A 24,738-nucleotide genomic window follows, 5' to 3' on the forward strand; every position below is an offset into this window, starting at 1 on the left:
GGTGGTAAATATGTGCAGCGTCTGATGGTGAAGACTAGGAAAAAGGATGGGCATATATGAGCGAAGAGACAATTAACAATACGGCGGTAGAACACGAGTATGGAGCGGATCAGATTCAGATTCTGGAAGGCCTGGAGGCTGTCAGGAAACGTCCCGGAATGTATATAGGAACTACCTCCAGCAGAGGCCTGCACCATCTGGTGTATGAAATCGTGGATAATGCAGTGGACGAGGCCCTGGCCGGGGTCTGCGATACCATAGAGGTCATCATCCATGAGGACAATTCCGTTACCGTCATCGACAATGGACGCGGTATTCCTGTGGGCATCAACCACAAGGCTGGGATACCCGCGGTGGAAGTGGTGTTCACTATCCTCCATGCCGGCGGTAAGTTCGGCGGCGGGGGATATAAAGTATCCGGCGGCCTGCACGGCGTGGGCGCTTCCGTGGTGAACGCCCTTTCCGAATGGCTTGAGGTGGAAATCTGTCAGGACGGAAAAGTGTATAAGCAGCGCTACGAGCGGGGCAATGTATGCTATCCCTTAAAGGAAATAGGCACCTGTGAAAAGGAAAAGACAGGCAGCAAGATTACTTTCCTGCCGGATAAGCTTATTTTTACAGAGACTACGGAATTTGATTTCGATACCCTGAAAATCCGTCTGCGGGAGATGGCTTTCCTGACCAAGGGCCTGCGCATCATCCTCAAGGACGAAAGGAAAGATGAGGAAGGAATCGGGAGCCACGAGAACAGCCAGATTAACGAGCTGCTGCGCCGGGCAGAGGCAGACAGAGAGGAGGGGGCGGAGGAAATCCCGCTGAATCCACAGCCTGTAGAAAAGAAGACAAAGAAGAAATACGTGGAATTTCATTACGAGGGCGGCATCAAGGAATTCGTGTCTTACCTGAATAAAAATAAAGCTCCTCTGTACGAAAATATCCTTTATTTCGAGGGGCAGAAGAATGATGTGTACGTGGAGGTGTCATTCCAGCACAATGACTCCTTTAACGAGAGCGTATTCAGTTTCGTGAACAATATCAATACCCCTGAGGGCGGCACCCATCTGCAGGGCTTCCGCAATTCCCTGACCAAGACTTTCAATGACTATGCAAGGAGCGCCAAGCTTTTAAAGGACAGCGAGCCGAATCTGTCAGGAGAGGACATCAGGGAGGGACTGACAGCCATCATCAGCGTGAAGATAGAGGATCCCCAGTTCGAGGGCCAGACCAAGCAGAAGCTGGGGAACAGTGAGGCCAGAGGGGCAGTGGACAGCATCGTCAGCGAGCAGCTTACTTATTTCCTGGAGCTGAATCCTTCAGTGGCAAAGACTATCTGCGAGAAATCCATCCTGGCACAAAGGGCCAGAGAAGCTGCCAGAAAGGCCAGGGACCTGACCAGGAGGAAGACCGCCCTGGACGGCATGGCGCTGCCGGGGAAGCTTGCGGACTGCTCCGACAAGGATCCGAAGAACTGCGAAATCTACATCGTGGAGGGAGATTCCGCAGGCGGAAGCGCCAAGACCGCCAGATCCAGGGCCACCCAGGCCATCCTGCCACTGAGGGGGAAGATTCTGAATGTGGAAAAGGCAAGGCTTGACAAAATCTACGCCAACGCGGAAATCAGGGCCATGATTACGGCATTTGGTACAGGAATTCACGAAGATTTCGATATATCCAAGCTGCGCTATGACAAAATCATCCTGATGACGGACGCGGATGTGGACGGCGCCCATATAAGTACCTTGCTTTTGACCTTTATCTACCGTTTCATGCCGGATCTGATCAGGGAGGGGCATGTGTACCTGGCCAAGCCGCCTCTGTACAAGCTGGAGAAGAACAAAAAGGTCTGGTATGCCTACAGCGACGAGGAGCTGGACAAAATCCTGCTGGAGGTGGGCAGGGACCAGAACAATAAGATTCAGCGCTACAAAGGACTGGGAGAGATGGACGCGGAACAGCTCTGGGAGACTACCATGGATCCCGCCCGCCGTATCCTGCTGCGGGTGAACTATGACGAGGAGATGGAGTCCGAGCTTGATCTTACCTTTACCACCCTGATGGGAGATAAGGTAGAGCCCAGGCGGGAATTCATTGAGGAAAACGCCAAGTATGTGCAGAATCTGGATACAATCGGCTGATGTGCCGGCTGCCGTGATATAATGAAATTTTTTTGACGCAGTGCAGAAGAGGGAAGTTTGAAAGAAGTGAGCTTTCAGACTTTTGATTGGTATGCACGCCAAAGCGTGCAGGGGGTATAAAACATGAAGGACGATATTTTTGATAATGTTCCGGAAATAGATAAAATCCATGAGGTGGATCTGAAAGAGAGGATGGAGGCTTTCTATATTGACTACGCCATGAGCGTCATCGCCTCCAGAGCGCTTCCGGATGTGAGGGACGGACTGAAACCGGTCCAGCGCCGCGTGCTCTATTCCATGATTGAACTGAACAACGGTCCCGATAAGCCCCACAGAAAGAGCGCCCGTATCGTAGGCGATACCATGGGTAAGTATCATCCCCACGGAGACAGTTCCATCTATGGCGCGCTTGTGAACATGGCCCAGGAGTGGTCCACCAGATATCCTCTTGTGGACGGGCATGGGAATTTCGGCTCCATGGACGGGGACGGGGCTGCGGCCATGCGTTATACGGAGGCCAGGCTCTCCAAGATTTCCATGGAGCTGTTGGCGGACATCAATAAGGATACCGTGGATTTCGACCCCAACTTTGACGATACGGAGAAAGAGCCCACAGTGCTGCCCAGCCGGTATCCGAACCTGCTGGTGAACGGCACCACCGGCATCGCGGTGGGCATGGCCACCAATATCCCGCCCCACAATCTGCGGGAGGTAGTGAACGCAATCGTAAAGATTATTGACAATAAGACAGAGGAGAACAGGGAGACCTCCATCGATGAGATACTTCCCATCGTAAAGGCCCCGGATTTCCCCACCGGAGGGCTGATACTGGGTACCAGGGGCTGCAATGAGGCCTACAGGACCGGAAGAGGCAAGGTGGTGGTGCGGGCTGTCACCAATATAGAGACTCTGTCCAACGGCAAGAGCCAGATTATCGCCACGGAGCTGCCCTATATGGTGAATAAGGCCAATTTGATTATCAAAATCGCGGAGCTGGTGAAGCTGAAGAAGATAGACGGTATTACGGATATCCGCGACGAGTCCAACAGAGAGGGCGTCAGGGTGGTCATAGAGCTGCGCAAGGACGCCAATGCCAATGTCATCCTGAATCAGCTGTACAAACATACCCAGCTGCAGGACACTTTCGGCGTCATCATGCTGGCCCTGGTGAACCAGCAGCCAAAGATTATGAATCTACTGGATATGCTCACCTATTACCTGCAGCATCAGGAAGAGGTAGTCACCAGAAGAACGAAATACGATTTGAACAAAGCCGAAGAGAGGGACCATATCTTACAGGGACTCTTAAAGGCCCTTGATTTCATAGATGAAGTGATATCCATCATACGCGGCAGCCAGAATGCCCAGATGGCAAAGGAAAGGCTCATGGAACGCTTTGAACTCTCCGACGTCCAGGCCCAGGCCATCGTGGACATGCGTCTGCGGGCTCTGACAGGTCTGGAGCGGGAGAAGCTGGAAAATGAGCACAATGAACTGCAGATGCGCATTCAGGAACTGAAGAGGATTCTGGCGGACGAAAAGCTCCTGCTGGGCGTCATCAAGAAAGAAATAGTGGAGATTTCCGATAAATACGGCGATGACAGGCGCAGCAAAATCGGCTATGATGAAGTCGATTTCTCCATAGAGGATCTGGTTCCCAAGGAGAATACCGTAATAGCGATTACGGATTTAGGCTATATCAAACGCATGACCGTGGACAATTTCAAGTCCCAGAACCGCGGGGGCAAGGGCATCAAGGGAATGCAGACCATTGAGGATGATTATATCGAGGATCTGCTGATGACCACAACCCATCATTACCTGAATTTCTTCACCAGCCTGGGGCGGGTCTACCGCCTTAAGGCCTATGAGATACCGGAGGCCGGCAGAACTGCCAGAGGGACGGCTATCGTAAATCTCCTGCAGCTGGCGCCGGAGGAGAAGATTACAGCCATGATTCCTATCGAGGAATATGAGGGTGACAAGAATCTCTTCATGGTGACAAAGAAGGGTATCGTGAAGAAGACTTCCATGATGGAGTTTTCCAATATCAGGAAAAAGGGCCTGACGGCTATCATCCTGAAAGACGACGATGAGCTGATAGAGGTAAAGAGCACGGACAAGGACAGCGAAATCTTCCTTGTGACCAAGCTTGGCATGTGCATCCGCTTTAAGGAGACGGACCTGCGGGCCACCGGCAGAAGCTCCATGGGCGTCATCGGCATGAATCTGTCGGATGGAGATGAAATTATAGGGATGCAGCTTCAGAGCCAGGGAGATTCCCTGTTGATCGCTTCTGAAAATGGTATGGGAAAACGTACTTTTCTGAACGAATTTACCGTACAGAACCGGGGCGGCAAGGGTGTGAAATGCTATAAGATTACCGAGAAGACAGGAAATGTGGTAGGCGTCAAGGCTGTTGGTGATGAGAATGAAATCATGATGATTACCACAGAGGGAATCATCATCCAGCTTCGGATGCAGGATGTGTCCACTTTAGGCAGGATTACTTCCGGAGTAAAGCTGATGGATTTAGTGGACGGCGTCAAGATTGCCAAGATTGCCAAGGTCAGGGAGAAGATTTCCGACGGGGAGCAGGAATTCGACAATGTGGAGGAAGCCCTGAAGGAAAATAACAGTTCTGAAACCGCAGAGGAGGCATTGGAAGACGGCATTTCGGAAGAAAATACGTCGGAAGATGAATGAAAAAATGCTCTAAACAGTGGAATTTCTTGGAAATACGTGGTAGAATCGTAATTGGAATGGGAGCTGCCCCGGACTGGCGAAAGCCTGTGCGGGGCGGCTTGCGGGAGATAAATAAGGAGGTATTTTCAGTTATGGAAGAAATCAGGAACGAAGCTGCGGAAGTTAAAGAAAAGACCGCGGCGGTAGAGGAGGTTAAGGCAGAAAAAATCGGCACCACAGAGACCATGGAAGATTACAGCAAGGAGCTGGAGGCATCTTTCCGTACCATCAAGGAGGGGGATATCATTTCCGGTTCCGTGATTGACGTAAACGAAGAGGGCGTTACGCTGGATCTGAATTACTATGCTTCCGGCGTCATCAAGGCTGCCGATATGAGCAAGGATCCCTCTTTTTCTATCATGGCTGATGTCCATGCGGGTGACGTCATTGAGGCGACTGTGGTAAAGAGAGACGACGGCGCGGGCAATATCCAGCTCTCCAGGGTAGAGGCTGCCGATGTGCTGGGATGGGACAAGGTAAAGAAATATCTGGATGAGAAGACCGTGGTCACCGTAAAGGTGGCGGAAACCGTGAATAAGGGAGTGGTGGCGTTCTTAGAGGGTATCAGGGGATTCATCCCGGCCTCCCATCTTTCCTTAAGCTATGTGGAGGATTTGAACACTTTCGTCGGCAGGGAACTTGAGGTTCATGTCATCACTGTTGAGAAGGAAAAGAAGAAACTGGTTCTTTCCGCCAGAGAGGTGTTGAAAGAGAAAGAGGCGGAGGCCCTGAATCACAGGATTGCCATGGTAGTGCCCGGCACCGTGCTGGAAGGAAAGGTGGAGAGCATCATGCCTTACGGCGCGTTCGTGGATTTGGGCGAGGGCTTAAGCGGCCTTGTGCATATCTCTCAGATCAGCCAGAAGAGAGTGAAGACTCCTTCTGAGGTGCTGAGCGTAGGGGATACCGTCAGGGTGAAGGTGCTGAATACCAACAATAACAAGATAAGCCTGAGCATCAAGGCAGTGGCGGATACCGCTCAGGATGTTGATGTGGTGGATGAAAAGGTGGCCGCCAAGTACAGCTCAAAAGAATCCATCGGTACTTCCCTTGGAGATTTGCTGAAAGGTATCAAGCTTTGATAGAAAATACGATATAAATTTGAAATAATGACAGGGCAGAGGAAATGTTCCGCTGCCCTGTTTATATATCACTGTTCGCTTTCCGGTAGGCGTCGGGGGTCATGCCCCTGAACTTCTTCATATTCCGCACAAAAGTATTCATGGAACCGAAACCCACGGATTCCCCTATCTCCTTTAAAGGAATCTTCCAATCCTTTAACAGTTCACAGGCTTTTTCAATCCGCACGGAATTCAGGTAATCCGCGAAGCCCATCCCTTGCTTTTCGCTGAAATAATGGGATATATAGGCGTAGGACAGCCCGGTCTCTTCCGCCACAGTCTTCAGATAGATATTCTCCGCGTAATGGGCTTCGACATAATTTTTGATCAGCTGAATCAGCGCATCCTCTCCGATATCGGAAAATAGTTCCGTGACCATCATACAGGCATTGCAGACAAGGCTGCGCATGGATGCCGTGCTCACCATATGCTGAATCTGCTGCGGGAGTTCGTGAAGAAAATCAACAGAGAGCGGGGCGTGACCATCCTGCTGACCACCCGCAATCTGCAGGACATTGAGGAGCTGGAGGGGCATTGTTTGCTGCAGAGGGAGGGCCTTCATGTAAGAATACAACATGACAGCCGTGTCAGTTCTTCTGACCTGATTGTGGAGCTGGTGCCCATAGCCATGATGCCGGGATGGATGCAGGGGCGCTTGCTTTTTCCAGCTATTATCCGGCCGGATTCCTGCTGGGCATGGAAAACAGGCCCATCTACTGGATTGGGCCTGTGGTGGCCGCGGCTCTGGCGGTGACGGCGGCTGCGCTGTTCTGGCGGTATGGGACGGGGAAGTACCAGAGCGCGGGGGGTTAAACAAGCCGCCAATATCCCCGCTCGTCCCTGTCCATCAGCCGCTCGGAAATCATATCCCGCCTGATGGTGCAGAAATCGTCATGGAAATCCGCGATGAGGATGTTGACCTCCCGCTCGGAATAGATTCTGCCCGGCTCGAAAGCTTTCGCGATTTCTTCCAGCACGATACGCTCCTTTTTGCGCTGGGCGGGAATGGATTTCAGCTTTCCGTACTGGAAGAAAGCGTCTATCACTTTCTGGCGGTAGGCCTGCTCCCGCCTTGCCTGCAGGTCTGCCTCATCCGACTGTTCTTTCAGAATATCCAGAATCTTCACGGCGAACGTATCCTGGCAGAGGGAATACATGGTGTAATACTGGGTCTTATAAGACCTGACGGCATCGATTTCCGAGAGCTTGCGCAGATGGAAGGAAATCGTGGCCGGAGTCAGGTTCAGCCGCTCCGCCAGCAGTTCCACATACATATCTTCCACGGCCAGGGACTTCAATATCTGCAGCCTGGACTTGTCTGCCAGGCATTTGAACATTCTGATTGCGTTTTCTTCTGTCATAATGATTCCCCCCATATCTTTTGAAAAGTATCCCGAATCTCGGCCAGGGCTTCCAGTCTGGTCTGCTCCTGCACTATCTTCAGGTCGTCGCCGTGTTCCTTTGCTTCCGTGAGATAGCTTTCCCAGGTCTCTTGAAATAAGGTGAGTTTTGTGTCTAAGAATCTGACGCGTTCGCTTTCCTCCTGTGATACCCGGACGGAGGCCTGGAAGATTGTCTTGACGATTTGGAAGATATTCGTCCGGATTTTCTCAAAGTTGGCCTCGTCTCTCCGATTGTCTGCTATCAGGCGGAGAGTATCTTCCTGTACGGAGGAGGTTCGCTGGTCAAGGTAGTTAATGAATGTCTGGATTTTTTCGCTTTCCATAGTTTTACCCCTTTCTAATTTAATGTTTTTATTTGATTATATATTAATGATATAAGTATGTCAATAATTAATTATATATATATCTAATTAAAATGAAAACGATTTATTTTACTTTTTTTGGATGCGATTGTTTGACATTTTCATCAGGCCATATTATCATGGAGACATGACTACATTTGATTCAAAACAGACTGCAACGCTGACTGGTTCGATTGCATGATTGCATTAGGCAGTATTCAGCGTTATGCAGCATAATTACATTATCGGGTAAGAAATGTATAATGGAACTTAGATAATAAAAACAGGAGGTCAGCCATTGAAGAAGATAATCCTATGGTCCATGGCAAACTATAAAGGAAGCATAAAAAAGATTCTGACATATGTAAAATATTATACGTCTTTTCGTATCGTAAAAAGGGATGGAAAATGGATGCAGAAGCCCCGCTATGAGGAGCCGTTTTATGATGCCATGACTTTCGACATCAACAATACATGCAACTTGCGCTGCAGGTTCTGCTTTAACGACTTTGAACAGAAAGCATGTTATATGTCAGAGGAGGTATATCGGAAGATACTGAGCCTTTTTCCTTTGATCAGACCTCTGAAAAGCTTGGGGGGGCGGGAATCCTTTTTTCATGCCTTTATGAGCCGTCCATAGCCCCGAATTTTCTGAAATTTTTAAAATTGCTGCCGAAATCCGGCAGAAAGAATGTTTTTTTCACTTCCAATTTCTGCAGAGCCATGACAGAAGAGGAAATCCGCACCATTTTTTCGGCAAATATCCGTCATGTGAATCTGTCGGTAGAGACGCTTAAGCCTGAGAGATACCGCGAAATCTGCTCATCCGTCCAGTTCGAAAGCTTTTATCATAATCTTGAAAAAATTGCAAAGGTAAATGCGGAACGCCGCTTAGGAACGCACTGGGCAAAACTGTACTGCATCACAATGGTATTGAAAGAAAACAGGGATGAACTTTCTGCGATCGGAAAATTCTGCGGTGAAAAGCTCAAAGCGGCGAGACATGATTTTCGCACACCTTATATCAGTGACGCAGCGAATAACGCGGACTGGAATAGGGGACAGTTCATGGATGAGACAGAATGCGGGCATGTGTCCCGGGAGCTGGCTAAACTGCATCTTCCCGTCACGCTGGACATTCATTCAAAGGAAGAACTGTTTTCCCATAGAAACGAGTCAGACGCCCGGGCAGAAGAGACAGATGCCGCAGCGGAAGATGCGGCGCAGAATCGGGAATCCATTGCGAAGAAGCTGGAAGAAATGCGGCTTTGCATGGACAAGGAATTTCTGTTTCTTCGGTTCCATCCATCCGGTCTGTGCATCCCTGGTACAGCAGGGGAGAACGCCTGTATTGCAAATACGGAGGACAGCTGCGGCTTCTTCAAAAACAGGCTGACGCGTCTGTATAGGCGAAGAGCAGAGGCTTTTCTGATGCCGGATGTGGTCTTTGCTTCTTTTAAAGCTGAGGACGCCAGGGAAATATCTGCGCGGGTGATGTTTTACGCAATGAGGTCGAATCCGGTGTACCTGCATTTAGAGGGATGGATTCAAACTCCCGAAATTTCCGGGGATTTCCTTTTGTTTGCCACAGCGAAAGGAAAGGCGGGGGGAAAGCAGATGTTCCTTGCCCTGGAGCAGCCATGTCCCAAATGGATGCATGATTCAAATGCACATTTTTACGATTTTACGCTATGTTTGGAATGGAATAAGATAGACCGTCCTTTGTGCGATTTGACATTTCTGATAGTAGCGAAAAGAGACCTTACACCCATATATCAGTACAGATATCCCTATGGGATTTTATGAGTCCTATGGATTCTCCATGAAAGAGTTCCGTGTAAGATGCGAAATGTTTGACTTTACGCGGCCCATATTGTATAATTACCACCATAATTGCAAAGGAGCGGACAAGATATGCATTGGTCAGACAGAATTGCGGAGAAAATCATTAAAAGGAATCCGGACAAGGAAGAATATGTATGCGCCGCCGGGATAAGCCCCTCCGGCTCTATCCATATCGGCAATTTCAGGGACATCGCCACCAGCCTGTTCGTGGTGAAAGCCCTGGAGCGAAAAGGCAAAAAGGCGAAGCTGCTTTTCTCCTGGGATGAATATGACAGAGTCAGGAAGATACCTGTGAACGTGGCGAAAGTCAGGAACGACATGGAGAAATATATCGGGGCGCCCTACGCGGATGTCCCCAACCCTTTCGACACAGAGGAGAAGACCTACGCGGAATATTTTGAAAAGGAATTTGAGGCTGCCATAAAAAGATTCGGCATCAAGATGGATTACAGATATCAGGCCAAGATGAACAAGAGCGGCAAGTACAAGGACTATGTCATCGAAGCGTTGAAAAAACGTGGAGAAATATTCGATATCCTGGACAGCTTCCGGACTCAGGACGCCCGGGAGGGCGAGCGGGAGGCCTATTATCCTGTGGCAATCTATTGCCCGGAGTGCGGCAGGGACACCACGAAGATTACAGAACTCTCCGATGACTGCACGAGGGCGAAATATGTCTGCACCTGCGGCCATGAGGGGGAGCACGACTTCACGAAGGACTTCAACTGCAAGCTGGCCTGGAAGATAGACTGGCCCATGCGCTGGAAATATGAGCAGGTGGACTTCGAACCCGGCGGGAAGGATCACGCCAGCCCCGGGGGCAGCTATGACACCAGCAAAGTCATCTCCAGGAAGATTTTCGATTACGAAGCGCCCCTGTTCGAGGGCTATGAGTTCATCGGCATCAAGGGGGTGGCGGGGAAGATGTCCGGCTCCACAGGCCTGAACCTGACGCCGGAAACGCTGCTGAACATCTACCAGCCGGAAGTCATCCTCTGGCTCTACGCCAAGGCGGAGCCCAACAAGGCCTTTGACTTCTGCTTTGACGACGGTATCCTGCGGCAGTATTTCGAGTTCGACAAGCAGTACAATAGCTTCCTGGACGGTACGGCGGATGATTATATACGCGATATCATGAACAACTGTCTCATGTTCGATGAGAAGATTAAGACAGTGCCCATGTCCCACCTGGTGCAGCTGGGCTCCATCGTGGACTTCAACGTGGAGATGCTGGAGACGGTGTTCGAGAAGATAGGGACGCCTTATAAATATGAAGATTTCAAGGAACGCTTAGGCCTTGCGAAGTACTGGCTGGAGAACTGCTCTCCGGAGAATGTGAACAGGCTCTGCCCGGTGCGGAACTGGCCTGTGTACGAGGGCCTGGACGAGAAGGAGAGGGATGCGGTGAAGATGCTCCACGCCTATCTGTCCGGCAACGAGTATACGCTGGATGAGCTGAACAAGGAGCTCTACGAGATTCCCAAGCGGATTTACGGCTATGAGGCGGAGAACCTGAAAGCCCTCCAGGGCACCTTCTTCAAGAATGTGTACAGGCTCCTTTTAAATAAGGAAAAGGGCCCCAGGCTCTACCTGTTCCTGTACGCCATCGAGAAGGACAAGTTCCTGTCACTGCTTGATTTCTCCACACCGAAGACGGAAGAGGAGGAGAAGGCGCTGACGGCTCCTGCGCAGGAGCCCGTGGAAGAGGAGCCTGCAGTGGAATACGGCGAGCCTGACGAAGTGGCGCCCATAGGGGAGGAAATCGACATCGAGGAATTCCGGAAGATCGACCTGCGGGTCTGCAAGGTGCTGAAATGCGCCGAAATCAGGAAGTCCCACAGCTGCTACAAGCTGACCCTGTTCGACGGGCTGAAGGAGAGGGTCATCGTGTCCAGTATCAAGCAGTACTACAAGCCGGAGCAGCTGATTGGCAAGAAAATCATCGTGGTGGCCAATCTCCAGCCTACTCGTTTCGTAGGCGTTAAGAGTGAGGGTATGCTGTTAGCCGGGACGAACAACGCCTGCGGCTGCCAGGTGGTAATCGTGGACGACATCGTGCCGGAGGGGACGAGAATCTGCTGAGAATGACTTGCATTTTTTATTTCTGGTACTGCTGAGGCAGAATAGGATCAGATTTTATCAAAAGAGGACAAAGGAGTCACAGAACACGGATTATGTGAAAGGTATCAGGGCATCTTTGTATCAGATTACGGTATAGTCTTTGCGGCTATACCGTTTTTCTTCTTTAAAATAAACAAATGACACATTAAATATATTCAGACAGTTCACTCTCTTAGCGGCATCAGCTTTGTGCCAATGCCGCTTTCAAAATCAACAAGAATAGGAATTTCTTTGATATGTCGTAAGGGACATTTCGATATATGAAGTGTTCCTTAGTGATTCCTTTTTATTATATATAATAGAAAATCAGCTCAAAAGAGATATTATATCAGTTTCAAAACCTACACTTTTTGGAGTGGGTATTGAAAGGGGAAGAAAAAAGAATAAACTTTCATATATATTAAAAAAAATTAAAAAAGATATAAGAATTCCTTGATATTTATACATTGATGATGTAAAATAGGTACAAAATTTATTAGTAAATCCTATTCCCAAAAAGTGTACTTTATGGGACTAGGAAAGCTATTTTCCCACAATGCAAAACCTCCGCCGGCCAGGCGGGTTTTGATGCTTTTCCGAAAGCATACATAAAATGGCTGAAAAGAAAGGAGAGTATTATGAAAAAGAAGAAAGTAGCGAAGATTCTCGCTATTCTGCTGGCGACTGCCATGCTGGCGACTGGCTGCGGCAACGGCGGCACAGAGAGCAGCAGCGCTTCAGAAGCCGGAGATAGCGGCAGCGAGAGCGCCGCGGTTTCCGAGGAGAGCGGAAGCGAGGAGGCGGAGGGCGGAGAGGAATCTACCCCTGCCGACGAGGGCGGCGAAGCCACGGCAGGCGAGCCCATCAAGGACTTTAAGACATGGACTTCCGTCAGCGGCGGAGACCTGAGCACCCTGATTTGCCAGCACAGCGAGGGTACCGATGTGGGCACTGTAGGCGCCAACTGCCTGTCTCCTCTGCTTGAGTTCGACAATTACGGCAGCCTTGTTCCGGCCGTGGCCACCGAGTGGGGCACAGAGGACGAAGGCTTGACATGGACATTCCATCTGCGCGATGATATCATCTACGTGGACGTGAACGGAAATGAGATTGGAAAATGTACCGCTCAGGACTGGATTACTTCCCTGGAATGGATTCTGAACTTCCATAAGAACGCCGGACTGAACACCTCCATGCCGGTATCCACTATTGCCGGCGCCCAGGAATACTATGACTATACCAAGGGTCTTTCCGAGGAAGAGGCTAAGACCATGGACAACAGCAAGTTCCTGGAGATGGTAGGCATCGAAGCTCCTGACGATTACACCCTGATTTACCATTGCCTGGACAAGGTGGCCTATTTCGATACTCTGGCTACCGGTTCCTGCCTGTATCCCATGCCCCAGGGCATGATTGACAAGGTAGGCGTGGACGGCGTAGTGGGAATCAGCAATGAGGACTACTGGTACAGCGGCCCCTACAGGCTGACTACTTTCGTGCCCAATAACGAGAGAGTATACACCAGGAACGAATCCTATTGGGATAAGGACTGCACCCTGTTCGATACCGTTACGGTAAAGATGATCGAGAGCGGCGACCGCGACGACGAGCTGTGGGAGACAGGGGAAGTGGACCACACAGAGCTGAGCACTGCCAAGCTGACCACCATCATCAACGATCCCAGTAACCAGTGGTACGGCAACCTGGCCGAGACCCGCGTGGCAAAATTCTCCTATGCGCTTTTGTTCAACTATTTCAAGCTGGACAAGGACGGGAATCCTGACGAGAACTGGAACAAGGCTGTAGCCAACGACGCTTTCCGTCTGTCCCTGTACTGGGGCCTGGATCTGTCGAACATCTGGTATCTCACCAACCAGGTGAACCCCATGAGCCTGGAGAACCTTGCATATACCAGCCAGAACCTGGGCGTGTTCTCTGACGGCAAGGATTATGTGAACCGCGTCATCGAACTTCTGGATATCCCGGAGGGAGACGGCACAAAGCCCAGACGCTACAACCAGGAGAAGGGTGAGCAGTACAAGCAGCAGGCCATGGAGGAGCTGGGCGCTGAGGGCGTGACATTCCCTATCCAGATCGACTACTTCATCAAGGCCGGCGACCAGACCTCTCTTGACTCCGCCACAATCTACAAGGAGACATTTGAGGCCCTTGGAACGGACTATGTGAACTTCAATATCAACACCTATGTATCCAGCGCCGCAGATGAGGTGCGTAAGCCTCAGCTTCAGTCCTTTGACGTCATCGGATGGGGCGCGGACTTTGGTGATGTCAGCAACTTCGTCAACCAGGGCTTCTACAATGACGATGCGGCCATCTATTCGGTGGAGCGTTTCAATCTGGACGATGTGACGGATGAGCATGTAATTGAGCAGTGGGAGGAATATACAAGGCTGGGCAGACTTGCCAACGCTGAGACAGGCGACAAGGACAAGAGGCTGGAGGCTTTCGCCCAGGCAGAGGCTTATCTGGTGAACAATGCCATGGTCATTCCCTGGAACTACAATGTGAAATGGCAGCTGACCAAGGTCAATGATTATTCCAAGATGTATGCCGCATACGGTAACAGCGATATCGTATACAAGAACTGGGAGACATCCACAGTTCCCTATACGACAGAGGATTATGAGCGCTTCAAGGCTGAATATGAGGCCGGCGGCAAGTAATCTCCGTATGTTGAAATACCGTAGATTGGAATTCTGAAACAGTAGCCGCCCGACAGGCATGCATTTTCTTTTGTGTGCCGGGAGGGCGGCTACAAAACTATACAGGGGGCAAAATTTAGGCTCGATACGAAGCGAGGAGGTTTGAGTATGGCAAAGTATACGGTTAAGAGACTGCTGCAGTCTGTTCTGACCGTGCTGATTATTGTGACTGTCGTGTTTCTTCTGCTGCGGATGCTTCCGACGGACTATTATTTCACAGAGGAAGAGTTGATAAAGCTTTCGGAGGAGGAGAAACAAGACCGTCTCATGGCGGCAGGTCTGACGGATCCGATTCTGGTACAGCTTGGCCGGTTCTATGGGGAGCTTGTCCGGCTTGACCTGGGGACTTCCAGCAGAGTCCAGGCAGGCTTGGAAGTGACGGAAATCATGACCAGCAGATTTGCGGTTTCCATGAAAATGGGGCTGATATCCATGGGTGTCTCTCTTGTGATAGGCATTGCCATGGGAATTATCCAGACCCTGCACAAAGACAAGTTCTTTGACCATCTGGGCACAGTGTACATCATTTTTGTGAACGCGGTCCCGGCCCTTGTCTCCTATTCCCTGATACTGGTATTCGGCACCAGGATATTCAAGCTGCCCTCTCTGTATTCTACCAATGATGTGGCGCGTACAAGTGTGCTGCCCATCGTATGTCTCTCCATCGGCTCCATCGCATACTATGCCCTGTGGACCAGGCGTTACATGGTAGATGAGCTGAACAAGGACTACATACGGCTGGCGCGGATTAAGGGTATGTCCTCGAAAGATATCATGGTAAAGCATGTGCTGAAGAACGCTTTCGTTCCGCTGATTGCCTATGTGCCGGCGTCCCTGCTTTTGACCATAGGCGGATCGCTTCTGGTGGAGAGGTTCTTTTCCATTCCCGGCATGGGCCCTCTGCTGACGGATGCTATCGGACGGTATGACGCCAGCGTAGTACAGGGATGTGTCATCGTCTATGCGGGCCTGGGGATTATCGGCGTGTTCCTGGGAGATATCATGATGATGATCTTCGATCCCAGAATCAAGCTTACAGGGAGGGGGGAGACGAGATGAAAGCTCATAAGAAAGAGGATGAAATGTTCCGTTTCGCGGAATATTCCGCTGAGGCAGCGGAGCGGGTGGGATATTCCAATTATTCCTATTGGAGATCTGTCTTCCGCAATTTCCTGAAGAAGAAGAGCGCGGTGGTGATGTCGGTCATATTCATCCTCATCGTGGTGTTCTCCTTTGTGGCCACTGCCATCGGAAGGTACGATTACGCCGAGCTGAAGTCCAGCATGCTGGAGGCGTTCACCTCGCCCAACGGCGAATACTGGTTCGGCACGGACAATCTGGGCAGGGACTACTGGTGCCAGGTCTGGTACGCGGCGCAGGTCTCTATCAAGCTGGCATTGCTGGTGGCCGTGGGAGAGTGCGTGGTGGGCATCATCATCGGCTGTATCTGGGGATATGTGCGGCAGGCTGACAGAATATTGACGGAAATATATAATATCATCGGCAATGTGCCCACGATTATCTATATGACCCTGATCGCGCTGATGGTGGGACAGAGTTTCCTCATCATGGCGGTATCCCTGATAGCTTTCGGATGGCTGGGCATGGCCAGGAATGTCAGGAACCTGGTGATGATGTACAGGGACCGGGAGTACAATCTGGCCTCCAGGTGCCTGGGTACTCCGATATGGCGGGTGCTGGTGAAGAACATCTTCCCGTACCTGATCAGCATGATCATACTGCGCCTGGCGCTGTCCATCCCCTCCACCATCGCTACGGAGACGACTCTGTCTTACCTGGGGCTGGGCCTGGATGTGAACACGCCGTCCCTGGGACTTCTGCTGCGGAACGCGCGCAGCTTTTTCCTGCAGTATCCGTATCTGCTGGTATGTCCTGCGGTCATCGTCTCTCTGATCACGATTACCTTCTATCTGGTGGGTAACGCGTTCTCGGATGCGGCGGATCCCAGGAATCATGTATAAGGGGGGCTTACATATGGATAGAGAATTGTTGCTGTCCGCCAAGGACATCGAGATAGAGTTCACGCTGCGGGGAAAGGTGCTGAAAGCCATCCGGAAATGTTCCCTGGATGTGTATGAGGGCGAGACCATCGCCATCGTGGGGGAATCCGGCTCCGGTAAATCCGTTTTCACCAAATCTTTCCTGGGCATGCTGGACGCCAATGGGAGCATCACCGGCGGCTCCATTACGTACGGCGGCGTGGATATTTCAAAGTACAAAACTGAGAAAGAATGGATGGGCATCCGGGGCAGGAAGATTTCCATGGTCATGCAAGATCCCATGACATCCCTGAATCCCTTAAAGAAGATCGGGAAGCAGATTCAGGAGAGTATCGAAATCAATCAGGGCATCAAGGGGGAGGAAGCCAGAAAGAAAGCCATCGAGATGATGGAGATGGTAGGCATCACTGACGCGGAACGGCGGGCCAACCAGTATCCCCATGAATTCTCCGGCGGCATGCGCCAGAGGGTGGTCATCGCCATCGCCACCGCCTGCCATCCCCAGATACTCATATGCGATGAGCCCACCACTGCTCTGGATGTGACCATACAGGCCCAGATTCTGGAGCTGATCCGCAATCTCCAGAAAGAGCTGAACATGACAGTCATCTACATCACCCACGACCTGGGGGTGGTGGCCAATGTGGCGGACAGAGTGGCCGTCATGTACGCAGGGCAGATTGTGGAGTACGGCACGGTGGAGGAAATATTCTATGACGCCTGGCATCCTTATACCTGGGCGCTGTTGTCTTCTCTCCCCCAGCTGGGCGTAAAGGGCGAGGAGCTGCCCACCATCGAGGGAACGCCGCCGAACCTGTTCAACGAGGTGAAGGGCGACGCTTTCGCCCCCCGGAACAAGAGGGCACTGGAAATCGATTTTGAGAAAGAACCGCCTTTATTCGAGATAACCGAGAGCCATAAGGTAAAATCCTGGTACCTGGACCCCAGGGCGCCGAAGATCGAGCAGCCGGAGATCATCCAGAAGCTGCGCAGGACAAAGTAAGGAGGTAGCGCACTATGTCGGAAAGAGAAAAACTGATTGAGCTTAAAGATGTGCAGATTACCTTCGGAAGCGGACGGAAGAAATTCGTGGCGGTAGATGACGTGAATTTCGACATCTATAAAGGGGAGACTTTTTCCCTGGTAGGGGAGTCCGGCTCAGGTAAGACCACCATCGGCCGGGCCATCACCAGGATCAATCCCGTGTCATCCGGCGAGATTCTGTTCAAGGGGCAGCGCATCAGCGGTAAGATTTCCAAAGAGATGGACAAGGAGGTCATCCGGAAATGCCAGATGATATTCCAGGATCCCATGGCCTCCCTGAACGAGCGGGCCAAAGTGGATTACATCGTGTCGGAGGGTCTTCTGAACTTCCATCTCTACAAGGACGAGGAGGATCGCAGGAAAAAGGTAGAGGATGCCCTGCGGGAAGTGGGGCTCCTGCCGGAATTCGCCTCCCGGTTCCCCCATGAGTTCTCCGGCGGCCAGCGGCAGAGAATCGGCATCGCAAGGGCCCTGATCATGGAGCCGGAATTCGTGGTGGCGGATGAACCCATCTCCGCCCTGGATGTGTCCATCCGCGCCCAGGTGCTGAACCTCCTGAACCGCCTGAAAAAGGAGAGAGGGCTGACTTATCTGTTCATTGCACATGATTTGTCGGTGGTACGTTTTATTTCCGACCGTATCGGGGTCATTCACCGGGGCAGGATCGTAGAGCTGGCGGAGACGGAGGAGCTGTTCGAACATCCTCTGCATCCATACACAAAGGCGCTCCAGTCCGCTGTGCCCATTCCGGATCCTCAGCGGGAGAAGAAGAAGAAGCTTCTGGTGTACGATCCGTCGATGCATGACTACAGCGTGGACAAGCCTTTCTGGAAAGAACTGCGCCCCGGACATTTCGTGTGGGCCAACGAGAGAGAAATGGAAGAGTATCTGAAGCAGGATGAAGAAAATCTGGAGACTGTATAAACCTTATATGATACGCCCTGTGCTGTACAAGGGCGTCACCAGATGCGCCGTGGCGCTGGCAGTGATACTGCTGTGGGACCGCTTCGTGGAGAGCCCCTTAAGCGCGGCCCGGGACGGCTCCGCTGCGGCGGCTGTGGTTCTGTTCCTGATGGGATGGATTTCCTATCTGAAACTGGACGGAGTGAGAATCAGCCGCCTGCCCGGGAAAGAGAAAGACAGGAAATCCAGACAGGGGAGCAGGGGCGATATCGTGGACTTTGTAGACGAGCATGTGGTCTCTTTTGACGAGCTGGAGCCGGAAGAGCAGACAGCCTGCGTTTTGGCGGCGAATCTGCTGTCCGGGCTCCTGTTCCTGGGAGCGGCTCTGATTGCCATGCTGTGAATGGGCGCGGAACCACGATGAAATACAATCTATATAGCCTTGAAGAATGATACAGGTGCATTTATGTGCCTGTATTTTTCAGGTTTCCGTTTCCGGTACGTATTGAATGAATACACAATGAAAATGCTTTAATGAAAATGATAAAATCTGTTGCCTAATGCCTGCTACATCGTTTATAATGGATTTTAGATAATAGAATCTGTACTTGATTTCATATAGGGTTTAGGTAGTATACTTGTGAAATATTGTATTACAATAATGTAGTAGAAAGGTGAGGTAGAAGAGTATGATTGTACCCAGACACTTTGAGAATCTGAAAGTGCTTCACGAGAACACTATGCCGGACAGGGCCTATTATGTCCCTGCCGCCGGGCGGCATGAGGACCTGGTGGAGCACAGAGAGCAGTCTGAGCGCTTTGCCCTGCTGAATGGGGAGTGGGACTTCTGTTACTATGACAGCGTGTATGATTTAAAGGAAGAATTCTATCGGGAAGACGGCAGCACGAACCCGGACTGGAAGACCATCCCTGTGCCTTCCGTATGGCAGATGCACGGATACGACAGACATCAGTACACAAATGTGAATTATCCTTTCCCTTTAGATCCCCCCTATGTGCCCCATGAGAATCCCTGCGGCACCTACCGCCATCATTTTACCTGGCACAGGGACGCGGCCGCGCCGAAGACTTTCCTGAATTTCGAGGGCGTGGATTCCTGCTTCTATGTGTGGGTGAACGGACAATACGCGGGCTACAGCCAGGTGTCCCATGCCACGTCAGAATTCGATGTGACGCCTTTCCTGAGAGAGGGCGAGAACCTGCTGGCCGTATTGGTTCTGAAATGGTGCGACGGCAGTTACCTGGAGGACCAGGACAAGTTCCGCATGAGCGGCATCTTCCGGGACGTGTATCTGCTGAACCGCCCGGAGCAGTGCGTGTACGATTATTTCGTAAAGACGAAGCTGGACAGAGAGGCCGGAAAAGCCCGGGTGAATATCGGCTTTTCCTATCTGGACAAAGAGATTCCCGTAAAAGTGTCCGTCCAGGACGCTGACGGAAAAACGGTGGCTCAGGAGTCCGGAACCGGCCATGTGACTCTGTCCATGGGGGATATCAGGCTGTGGAGCGCGGAGACCCCCTATCTCTATACTCTGATCATGGAGACGGAAGGGGAGGTCATCACCGAGGAGCTGGGCCTGCGGGAGGTGAACATCAAAGACGGCGTACTGTACTTCAACGGACAGAACATCAAACTCCACGGCGTGAACCGCCACGACAGCGACCCCGTCACCGGATTCACCATCAGCCTGGAGCAGATGCACAGGGATCTGACGCTGATGAAAGAGCATAATGTGAACGGCATCCGCACCAGCCACTATCCCAACGCGCCCCAGTTCTACCAGCTCTGCGACAGATACGGCTTCTATGTGATGGACGAGGCGGACAACGAAAGCCATGGGGCGGAACGGGCCTACGGACAGGCGTATCCGGACAGCAATAAATGGATTGCCGACAATCCTGACTTTATCCAGTCCACAGTGGACAGGACGCAGAAATGTGTCATGCGGGACAAGAACAGGCCCTGCGTCTTCTCCTGGTCCATGGGCAATGAGGGAGCTTTCGGCTGCACCTTTGAGGAGGCCCTGAAATGGACCAAGTCCTATGATGACACTCGTGTCACCCACTATGAGAACGCTTACCATGTACCCAAGGGCAGAGTGACGGATTATTCCAACCTGGATATCCACAGCAGGATGTATACCGCGCCGGAACTGATACGCGAGTATTTTGACAAGGCGGAGGAAAAAGACAGCGACCACTGTTATGCCGTAGCGGCGAAGAGGCCTTTCTTCCAGTGCGAATACTGCCATGCCATGGGCAACGGCCCGGGGAACCTGGAGGACTATTTCCAGGTATTCCAGCAGTATGACGGCGCCTGCGGCGGCATGGTCTGGGAGTGGTGCGATCATGCCATCTACAAGGGACGAACGGTAGAGGGCAAGGAAATGTACTACTACGGCGGAGACCACGGCGAGTATCCCCATGACGGCAATTTCTGCATGGACGGTCTGGTGTACCCTGACCGCAGGCCCCATGCGGGACTGAAAGAGCACTGGAACGTATACCGTCCCGCCAGGGTAGTGGACTTCGATGCCGCCACCGGAATTGCAAAGATACATAATTACATGGATTTCCTGAACTTAAAGGATTACTGCGGCTTGCGTTTCGAGGTGAATTGTGACGGCGAAAGGAAAGCCTGCGGCACAGTGGAGGCTTCGCTTCTGGACATCGCGCCTCACGGCGAGGGCGAGATAAAGCTGGATATTCCTGCCGTATCGGAAGCGGGCAGGAAGTACCTGAAAGTCACATGGATTTTGTGTGAGGACAACGGGGTGCTGAAAGCGGGCAGAGAGATGGGCTTTGACGAGGTGGAGCTCTCCGCGGCTGCAGGCAGCCAGGACAGCGCGGCCGATCAGTGCGCAACTGCCAGAAAGCTTCTCGACATGCCTCTGGAAAGCCAGGGCGGCGGACTTACGGTACAGGAGGATGACCATTATCTGACAGTAGTGTCAGAAAAATTCCGCTACACATACGACAAACTGAAAGGGCTCTTCTCCAGGATGGTGAAAGGCAACCAGAACCTGCTGGAGCATCCCATGGAGTACAATATCTGGCGCGCTCCTACGGACAATGACATGTACATCCGCAGTATCTGGCAGGACTGCCATTATGACCGTCCGGCCACCAGAGCCTATGGCACATCCTGTGAATGCGGTGAAAAGGGCGGCAAAGGATATGCGGACATCACCAGCGACATCTCCCTCGCCTCGGTGCACAGACAGAGAATCGTTGATATCCATGCAATCTGGCGTGTATGGGCGGACGGAAGCGTGGACGTGACGATGGACGTGAGAAAGAATCCCGAGCTTCCCAGACTGCCCAGATTCGGCGTCCGCATGATGCTGCCCCAGGATATGGGCCGGGTGGAATACTATGGCTTAGGGCCCATGGAGAGTTACAAAGACAAGCGCCGGGCCTCTTATCACGGGAAGTTTGCGGAGACCGTAGATTCCCTGTTCGAGGACTATCTGCGTCCCCAGGAGAACGGAAGCCACTTCGACGTGAGCTACGTGGAGCTGTCCGGGGAGAATGTGAAGCTTTCCGTGGCCTCAAAGAAGCCTTTCTCTTTCAACGCCTCCCGGTATACCCAGGAGGAGCTGACCGAAAAGGCCCATAACTTTGAGCTGGTTCCCAGCGGGCATACGGTTCTGTGCATCGACTACACCCAGGATGGCATCGGCTCCAACAGCTGCGGCCCGGAGCCGGAGACGCAGTACCAGTTCCTGGAGGAAGAGTTCACCTTTGCATTCGGTATCCGCATCGGGGTCTGACGCATAAAACTTGCCCCGAATACCGGCTGCAGACCGCCGGCAAGATGCCTTTGTTAATTTCCTGATTGCAAATTCCGGCGGTTCGCGGTATAAAATAGGTAGCAGCACCAAATACAGATTGCATAGATTTCAGTAAGGAGGAAGTCAGAAATGAGCAAAATCATCGGAAAAGCATTGGCCGGGATGCCCTGGCAGGAGAAACCGAAAGGATTTGACAAGCCTGTATGGCGCTATACGGAAAATCCCATCATCGGCAGACATGAGATTCCCACTTCCAACAGCATCTTCAACAGCGCGGTAGTTCCGTTTGAGGATGGCTATGCGGGCGTGTTCCGCTGCGACAGTCTGTCCGTGAGCATGGATATCTTTGCCGGCTTCAGCAAAGATGCCGTCCACTGGGACATCAACCATGAGCCCATTACATTCAAGGGAGAGGATTCGGAAGTGACGAACAGGGAGTACCGCTATGACCCGAGAGTGGTGTGGATTGAGGACCGCTATTACGTCACATGGTGCAACGGGTACCACGGCCCTACCATCGGAATCGGTTACACCTATGACTTCAAGACGTTTTATCAGCTGGAAAATGCCTTTTTACCGTACAACAGGAACGGTGTGCTGTTCCCCAGAAAAATAGGCGGCAAGTATATGATGCTGTCCAGGCCCAGCGATACGGGACATACTCCTTTCGGGGACATCTTCCTGAGCCAGAGCCCGGATATGGAGTACTGGGGACATCACAGATTCGTCATGGGTACCTGTGACGGGGATTTCTCCGCATGGCAGTCCATGAAGATCGGCCCCGGGCCCTGCCCCATTGAGACGGATGAGGGGTGGCTTCTGATTTATCACGGAGTGCTCCGGACCTGCAGCGGCTATGTGTACCGTATGGGATGCGCTTTGCTGGATCTGGAGGAGCCCTGGAAAGTGAAGCAGCGCTCCAGGTACTATGTGCTGGCGCCGGAGATGCTCTATGAGCAGACAGGCGATGTGCCGAATGTGGTCTTCCCCTGCGCGGCTCTGACCGATGCGGATACCGGGCGTATCGCGATTTATTATGGCTGCGCGGACACCGTGACAGGCCTGGCGTTCACCACCATAGATGAGCTGATGGGGTGGATGAAGAAATATCCCATGCAGTAAAGAGACAGAATAAAAAATGCGGCAGATTCCGGCAATGACCGGGAGGCCGCATTTTTTGATTCGATATATGGTTTTAATTTTCGGGTTTCCGTCCAGGTGAAGCTGCTGTGTCCGGCACAGATAATCAGTCTACGAAAAACCGTACTGATTTTTCGTATAAAACAGCTTTACATCCCGCAGGCAGTCCTTTTTCCCCTCTGCCTTGAAAGTCAGAATGAACCGTTTGGACTTCACCGCCGGAAAAGTGCAGATTGCCTTATGTCCTACCCGGTATCCCTCGTAGAAAAGCAGCCGCCTTCCCGACAGCACTGGCTGGGAATAAATCTGGAAGCTTTGGATATGCTCCCCTTCCTCCAAATGCTCGGAGAGCACCATGCAGTTAACGACGGTATCTTTCGGCAAGTCGATGATCAACTCTTCCGTACTCTCCTCCAGAACCGGATTCTCCAGCACCAGCAGCGGATGGGAAAAACGCTCCCGCAGCGCCTGTCCGAATTCCAGCGCCCGCTTCGTATCCGCTTCCGGCAGCTGCCCGGAGGCATCGGGCCCGATATTCAGCAGCAGATTGATTCCTCTTCCCACCGTATAGTCGTAGATGCCCATCAGTTCATCCAGGGTCTTGATTGTGTCCTGATCCTGCTCGCTGCTAAACCACGTATCCCGGCGCATCCGCATCCCGCATTCCGCGGGAAGGAACCTGCGGCTTTCCAGGGAATCCTTCCTGTCCGTGCGCACGGAGAAATCCAGATCCTCCACCTCATTGTAGCTGCGGATGGGCGCGATTCCCTCCTCATTCCCAATCCAGCGGGTGTCCGGATCCCACATATTGAAAATCAGGATTTCCGGCTGCAGGGTGCGGATGACCCGGATGATTCTCTCCTTGTCGTACTCGTGCCCCTCTGAGCCGCAGCCGTCGAACCAGAGATAATCGATTTTCCCATAATTGGTCAGCAGCTCCGATATCTGGTCGATGAAGTTCTGGTCATATTCCGCTGCGGTGAGTTTCTTTCCGATGATATTGGCGTCCGCCGGGGAAAAATACAGGCCCACTTTCAGCCCGTATTCTCTGCATGCCGCCACATAGTCCGCCACCACGTCCCCCCTGCCGTCTTTCCAGGGGGTCTTGGAGATGTTGTAGGAAGTGTGGGCGGAGGGCCAGTTGGCGAAGCCGTCGTGGTGCTTGCAGGTCATCACCGCGTAGGCGGCTCCGGCTTCTTTCGCGGTGCGGATCCATTGCCTGCAGTCCAGATTGGGCGGATTGAAGCCCTCCGGAGTCATCTCCGCCTCGTTGCCGTCCCAGTCCTGATGGCCGGGATAGAAGGTGCGGATGCCGAAATGGAAGAACAGCCCGAACTCCCATTCCATGAACTCCAGCTGTTTTTGTGTCGGTTTTGCTTTCATGTGGATTCCTCCTCTTTTT

General features: G+C 51.9%; 20 protein-coding genes. 16 read left to right on the forward strand and 4 right to left on the reverse strand.

Features of this window, described 5'->3' with window-relative positions:
• Nucleotides 1-56: 56 nt before the first annotated feature.
• From gyrB to NFS35_RS13575, 3 genes are all read left to right on the forward strand, one after another.
• Entirely contained in the window at nt 57-2,135 is a 2,079-nt protein-coding gene (gene gyrB, locus NFS35_RS13565) for a DNA topoisomerase (ATP-hydrolyzing) subunit B (RefSeq protein WP_251207659.1), read from the forward strand.
• A gap of 123 nt (nt 2,136-2,258) precedes the next feature.
• Complete coding sequence (gene gyrA, locus NFS35_RS13570) at nt 2,259-4,841, forward strand: DNA gyrase subunit A (protein WP_251207660.1); 2,583 nt, start codon at nt 2,259-2,261, stop codon at nt 4,839-4,841.
• A 224-nt stretch (nt 4,842-5,065) separates the two neighbouring features.
• Nucleotides 5,066-5,962 carry a S1 RNA-binding domain-containing protein gene (locus NFS35_RS13575; protein ID WP_251207712.1) on the forward strand — a complete coding sequence of 299 codons (897 nt, stop codon included), beginning with the start codon at nt 5,066-5,068 and terminating at the stop codon, nt 5,960-5,962.
• A gap of 61 nt (nt 5,963-6,023) precedes the next feature.
• On the opposite strand, the gene NFS35_RS13580 is transcribed toward NFS35_RS13575, so the two are convergent.
• A complete protein-coding gene (locus NFS35_RS13580; RefSeq protein ID WP_251207661.1) occupies nt 6,024-6,428 on the reverse strand; it encodes a helix-turn-helix domain-containing protein in 405 nt (134 codons plus the stop codon).
• On the opposite strand from NFS35_RS13580, the gene NFS35_RS13585 reads away from it, so the two are divergent.
• Nucleotides 6,429-6,755: a hypothetical protein gene (locus tag NFS35_RS13585; protein WP_251207662.1), complete on the forward strand. Its 327-nt coding sequence runs from the start codon at nt 6,429-6,431 to the stop codon at nt 6,753-6,755. It begins immediately after the preceding gene.
• Entirely contained in the window at nt 6,713-6,814 is a 102-nt protein-coding gene (locus tag NFS35_RS29910; RefSeq protein ID WP_408629640.1) for a hypothetical protein, read from the forward strand. Before NFS35_RS13585 ends, NFS35_RS29910 begins: the two co-directional genes overlap by 43 nt.
• On the opposite strand, the gene NFS35_RS13590 is transcribed toward NFS35_RS29910, so the two are convergent.
• Nucleotides 6,811-7,362, reverse strand: coding sequence for a DUF2087 domain-containing protein (locus NFS35_RS13590; RefSeq protein WP_251207663.1), 552 nt, complete (start codon nt 7,360-7,362; stop codon nt 6,811-6,813). The two genes, NFS35_RS29910 and NFS35_RS13590, sit on opposite strands and share 4 nt — an antisense overlap.
• Nucleotides 7,359-7,727 (reverse strand): hypothetical protein, encoded by a 369-nt coding sequence (locus tag NFS35_RS13595; protein ID WP_251207664.1) that lies wholly within the window; start codon nt 7,725-7,727, stop codon nt 7,359-7,361. The genes NFS35_RS13590 and NFS35_RS13595 overlap by 4 nt, the downstream gene beginning before the upstream one ends.
• Before the next feature lie 316 nt (nt 7,728-8,043).
• Here NFS35_RS13595 and NFS35_RS13600 point away from each other — a divergent pair, with 316 nt between their 5' ends.
• From NFS35_RS13600 to NFS35_RS13650, 11 genes are all read left to right on the forward strand, one after another.
• Nucleotides 8,044-8,385, forward strand: coding sequence for a hypothetical protein (locus tag NFS35_RS13600; RefSeq protein WP_251207714.1), 342 nt, complete (start codon nt 8,044-8,046; stop codon nt 8,383-8,385).
• A gap of 83 nt (nt 8,386-8,468) precedes the next feature.
• Nucleotides 8,469-9,551, forward strand: coding sequence for a hypothetical protein (locus tag NFS35_RS13605; protein ID WP_408629638.1), 1,083 nt, complete (start codon nt 8,469-8,471; stop codon nt 9,549-9,551).
• A 108-nt stretch (nt 9,552-9,659) separates the two neighbouring features.
• Complete coding sequence (gene lysS, locus NFS35_RS13610; RefSeq protein ID WP_251207666.1) at nt 9,660-11,672, forward strand: lysine--tRNA ligase; 2,013 nt, start codon at nt 9,660-9,662, stop codon at nt 11,670-11,672.
• A 656-nt stretch (nt 11,673-12,328) separates the two neighbouring features.
• Complete coding sequence (locus NFS35_RS13615) at nt 12,329-14,374, forward strand: peptide ABC transporter substrate-binding protein (RefSeq protein WP_251207667.1); 2,046 nt, start codon at nt 12,329-12,331, stop codon at nt 14,372-14,374.
• Between the two features lie 147 nt (nt 14,375-14,521).
• Complete coding sequence (locus NFS35_RS13620; RefSeq protein ID WP_251207668.1) at nt 14,522-15,472, forward strand: ABC transporter permease; 951 nt, start codon at nt 14,522-14,524, stop codon at nt 15,470-15,472.
• On the forward strand, nt 15,469-16,395 hold the full coding sequence (oppC, locus tag NFS35_RS13625; protein ID WP_251207669.1) for an oligopeptide ABC transporter permease OppC: 927 nt from the start codon (nt 15,469-15,471) through the stop codon (nt 16,393-16,395). Before NFS35_RS13620 ends, oppC begins: the two co-directional genes overlap by 4 nt.
• 13 nt (nt 16,396-16,408) lie before the next feature.
• Nucleotides 16,409-17,437, forward strand: coding sequence for an ABC transporter ATP-binding protein (locus NFS35_RS13630; RefSeq protein ID WP_251207670.1), 1,029 nt, complete (start codon nt 16,409-16,411; stop codon nt 17,435-17,437).
• A gap of 14 nt (nt 17,438-17,451) precedes the next feature.
• Nucleotides 17,452-18,402: an ATP-binding cassette domain-containing protein gene (locus NFS35_RS13635; RefSeq protein WP_251207671.1), complete on the forward strand. Its 951-nt coding sequence runs from the start codon at nt 17,452-17,454 to the stop codon at nt 18,400-18,402.
• Nucleotides 18,377-18,784, forward strand: a complete 408-nt coding sequence (locus NFS35_RS13640) for a hypothetical protein (RefSeq protein WP_251207672.1) — start codon at nt 18,377-18,379, stop codon at nt 18,782-18,784. Before NFS35_RS13635 ends, NFS35_RS13640 begins: the two co-directional genes overlap by 26 nt.
• Before the next feature lie 286 nt (nt 18,785-19,070).
• Nucleotides 19,071-22,175, forward strand: coding sequence for a glycoside hydrolase family 2 TIM barrel-domain containing protein (locus NFS35_RS13645; protein ID WP_251207673.1), 3,105 nt, complete (start codon nt 19,071-19,073; stop codon nt 22,173-22,175).
• A 150-nt stretch (nt 22,176-22,325) separates the two neighbouring features.
• Entirely contained in the window at nt 22,326-23,318 is a 993-nt protein-coding gene (locus tag NFS35_RS13650) for a glycoside hydrolase family 130 protein (RefSeq protein ID WP_251207674.1), read from the forward strand.
• 129 nt (nt 23,319-23,447) lie between these two features.
• Here NFS35_RS13650 and NFS35_RS13655 read toward each other — a convergent pair whose 3' ends face one another.
• The gene (locus NFS35_RS13655) at nt 23,448-24,719 is read right to left on the reverse strand and encodes an alpha-L-fucosidase (RefSeq protein WP_251207675.1); all 1,272 of its coding nucleotides are present in this window, start codon (nt 24,717-24,719) and stop codon (nt 23,448-23,450) included.
• Nucleotides 24,720-24,738 lie beyond the last annotated feature (19 nt).

It is taken from the genome of Acetatifactor aquisgranensis, assembly GCF_943193215.1.
Classification (GTDB): Bacteria; Bacillota; Clostridia; order Lachnospirales; family Lachnospiraceae; genus Acetatifactor; species Acetatifactor aquisgranensis.

Coding starts and splice junctions, on each gene's coding strand:
- gyrB (WP_251207659.1), top strand. CDS start 57: ATGAGCGAAGAGACAATTAACAATACGGCGGTAGAACACGAGTATGGA.
- gyrA (WP_251207660.1), top strand. CDS start 2,259: ATGAAGGACGATATTTTTGATAATGTTCCGGAAATAGATAAAATCCAT.
- NFS35_RS13575 (WP_251207712.1), top strand. CDS start 5,066: ATGGAAGATTACAGCAAGGAGCTGGAGGCATCTTTCCGTACCATCAAG.
- NFS35_RS13580 (WP_251207661.1), bottom strand. CDS start 6,428: ATGGTGAGCACGGCATCCATGCGCAGCCTTGTCTGCAATGCCTGTATG.
- NFS35_RS13585 (WP_251207662.1), top strand. CDS start 6,429: ATGCTGAATCTGCTGCGGGAGTTCGTGAAGAAAATCAACAGAGAGCGG.
- NFS35_RS13590 (WP_251207663.1), bottom strand. CDS start 7,362: ATGACAGAAGAAAACGCAATCAGAATGTTCAAATGCCTGGCAGACAAG.
- NFS35_RS13595 (WP_251207664.1), bottom strand. CDS start 7,727: ATGGAAAGCGAAAAAATCCAGACATTCATTAACTACCTTGACCAGCGA.
- NFS35_RS13605 (WP_408629638.1), top strand. CDS start 8,469: ATGACAGAAGAGGAAATCCGCACCATTTTTTCGGCAAATATCCGTCAT.
- lysS (WP_251207666.1), top strand. CDS start 9,660: ATGCATTGGTCAGACAGAATTGCGGAGAAAATCATTAAAAGGAATCCG.
- NFS35_RS13615 (WP_251207667.1), top strand. CDS start 12,329: ATGAAAAAGAAGAAAGTAGCGAAGATTCTCGCTATTCTGCTGGCGACT.
- NFS35_RS13620 (WP_251207668.1), top strand. CDS start 14,522: ATGGCAAAGTATACGGTTAAGAGACTGCTGCAGTCTGTTCTGACCGTG.
- oppC (WP_251207669.1), top strand. CDS start 15,469: ATGAAAGCTCATAAGAAAGAGGATGAAATGTTCCGTTTCGCGGAATAT.
- NFS35_RS13630 (WP_251207670.1), top strand. CDS start 16,409: ATGGATAGAGAATTGTTGCTGTCCGCCAAGGACATCGAGATAGAGTTC.
- NFS35_RS13635 (WP_251207671.1), top strand. CDS start 17,452: ATGTCGGAAAGAGAAAAACTGATTGAGCTTAAAGATGTGCAGATTACC.
- NFS35_RS13640 (WP_251207672.1), top strand. CDS start 18,377: ATGAAGAAAATCTGGAGACTGTATAAACCTTATATGATACGCCCTGTG.
- NFS35_RS13645 (WP_251207673.1), top strand. CDS start 19,071: ATGATTGTACCCAGACACTTTGAGAATCTGAAAGTGCTTCACGAGAAC.
- NFS35_RS13650 (WP_251207674.1), top strand. CDS start 22,326: ATGAGCAAAATCATCGGAAAAGCATTGGCCGGGATGCCCTGGCAGGAG.
- NFS35_RS13655 (WP_251207675.1), bottom strand. CDS start 24,719: ATGAAAGCAAAACCGACACAAAAACAGCTGGAGTTCATGGAATGGGAG.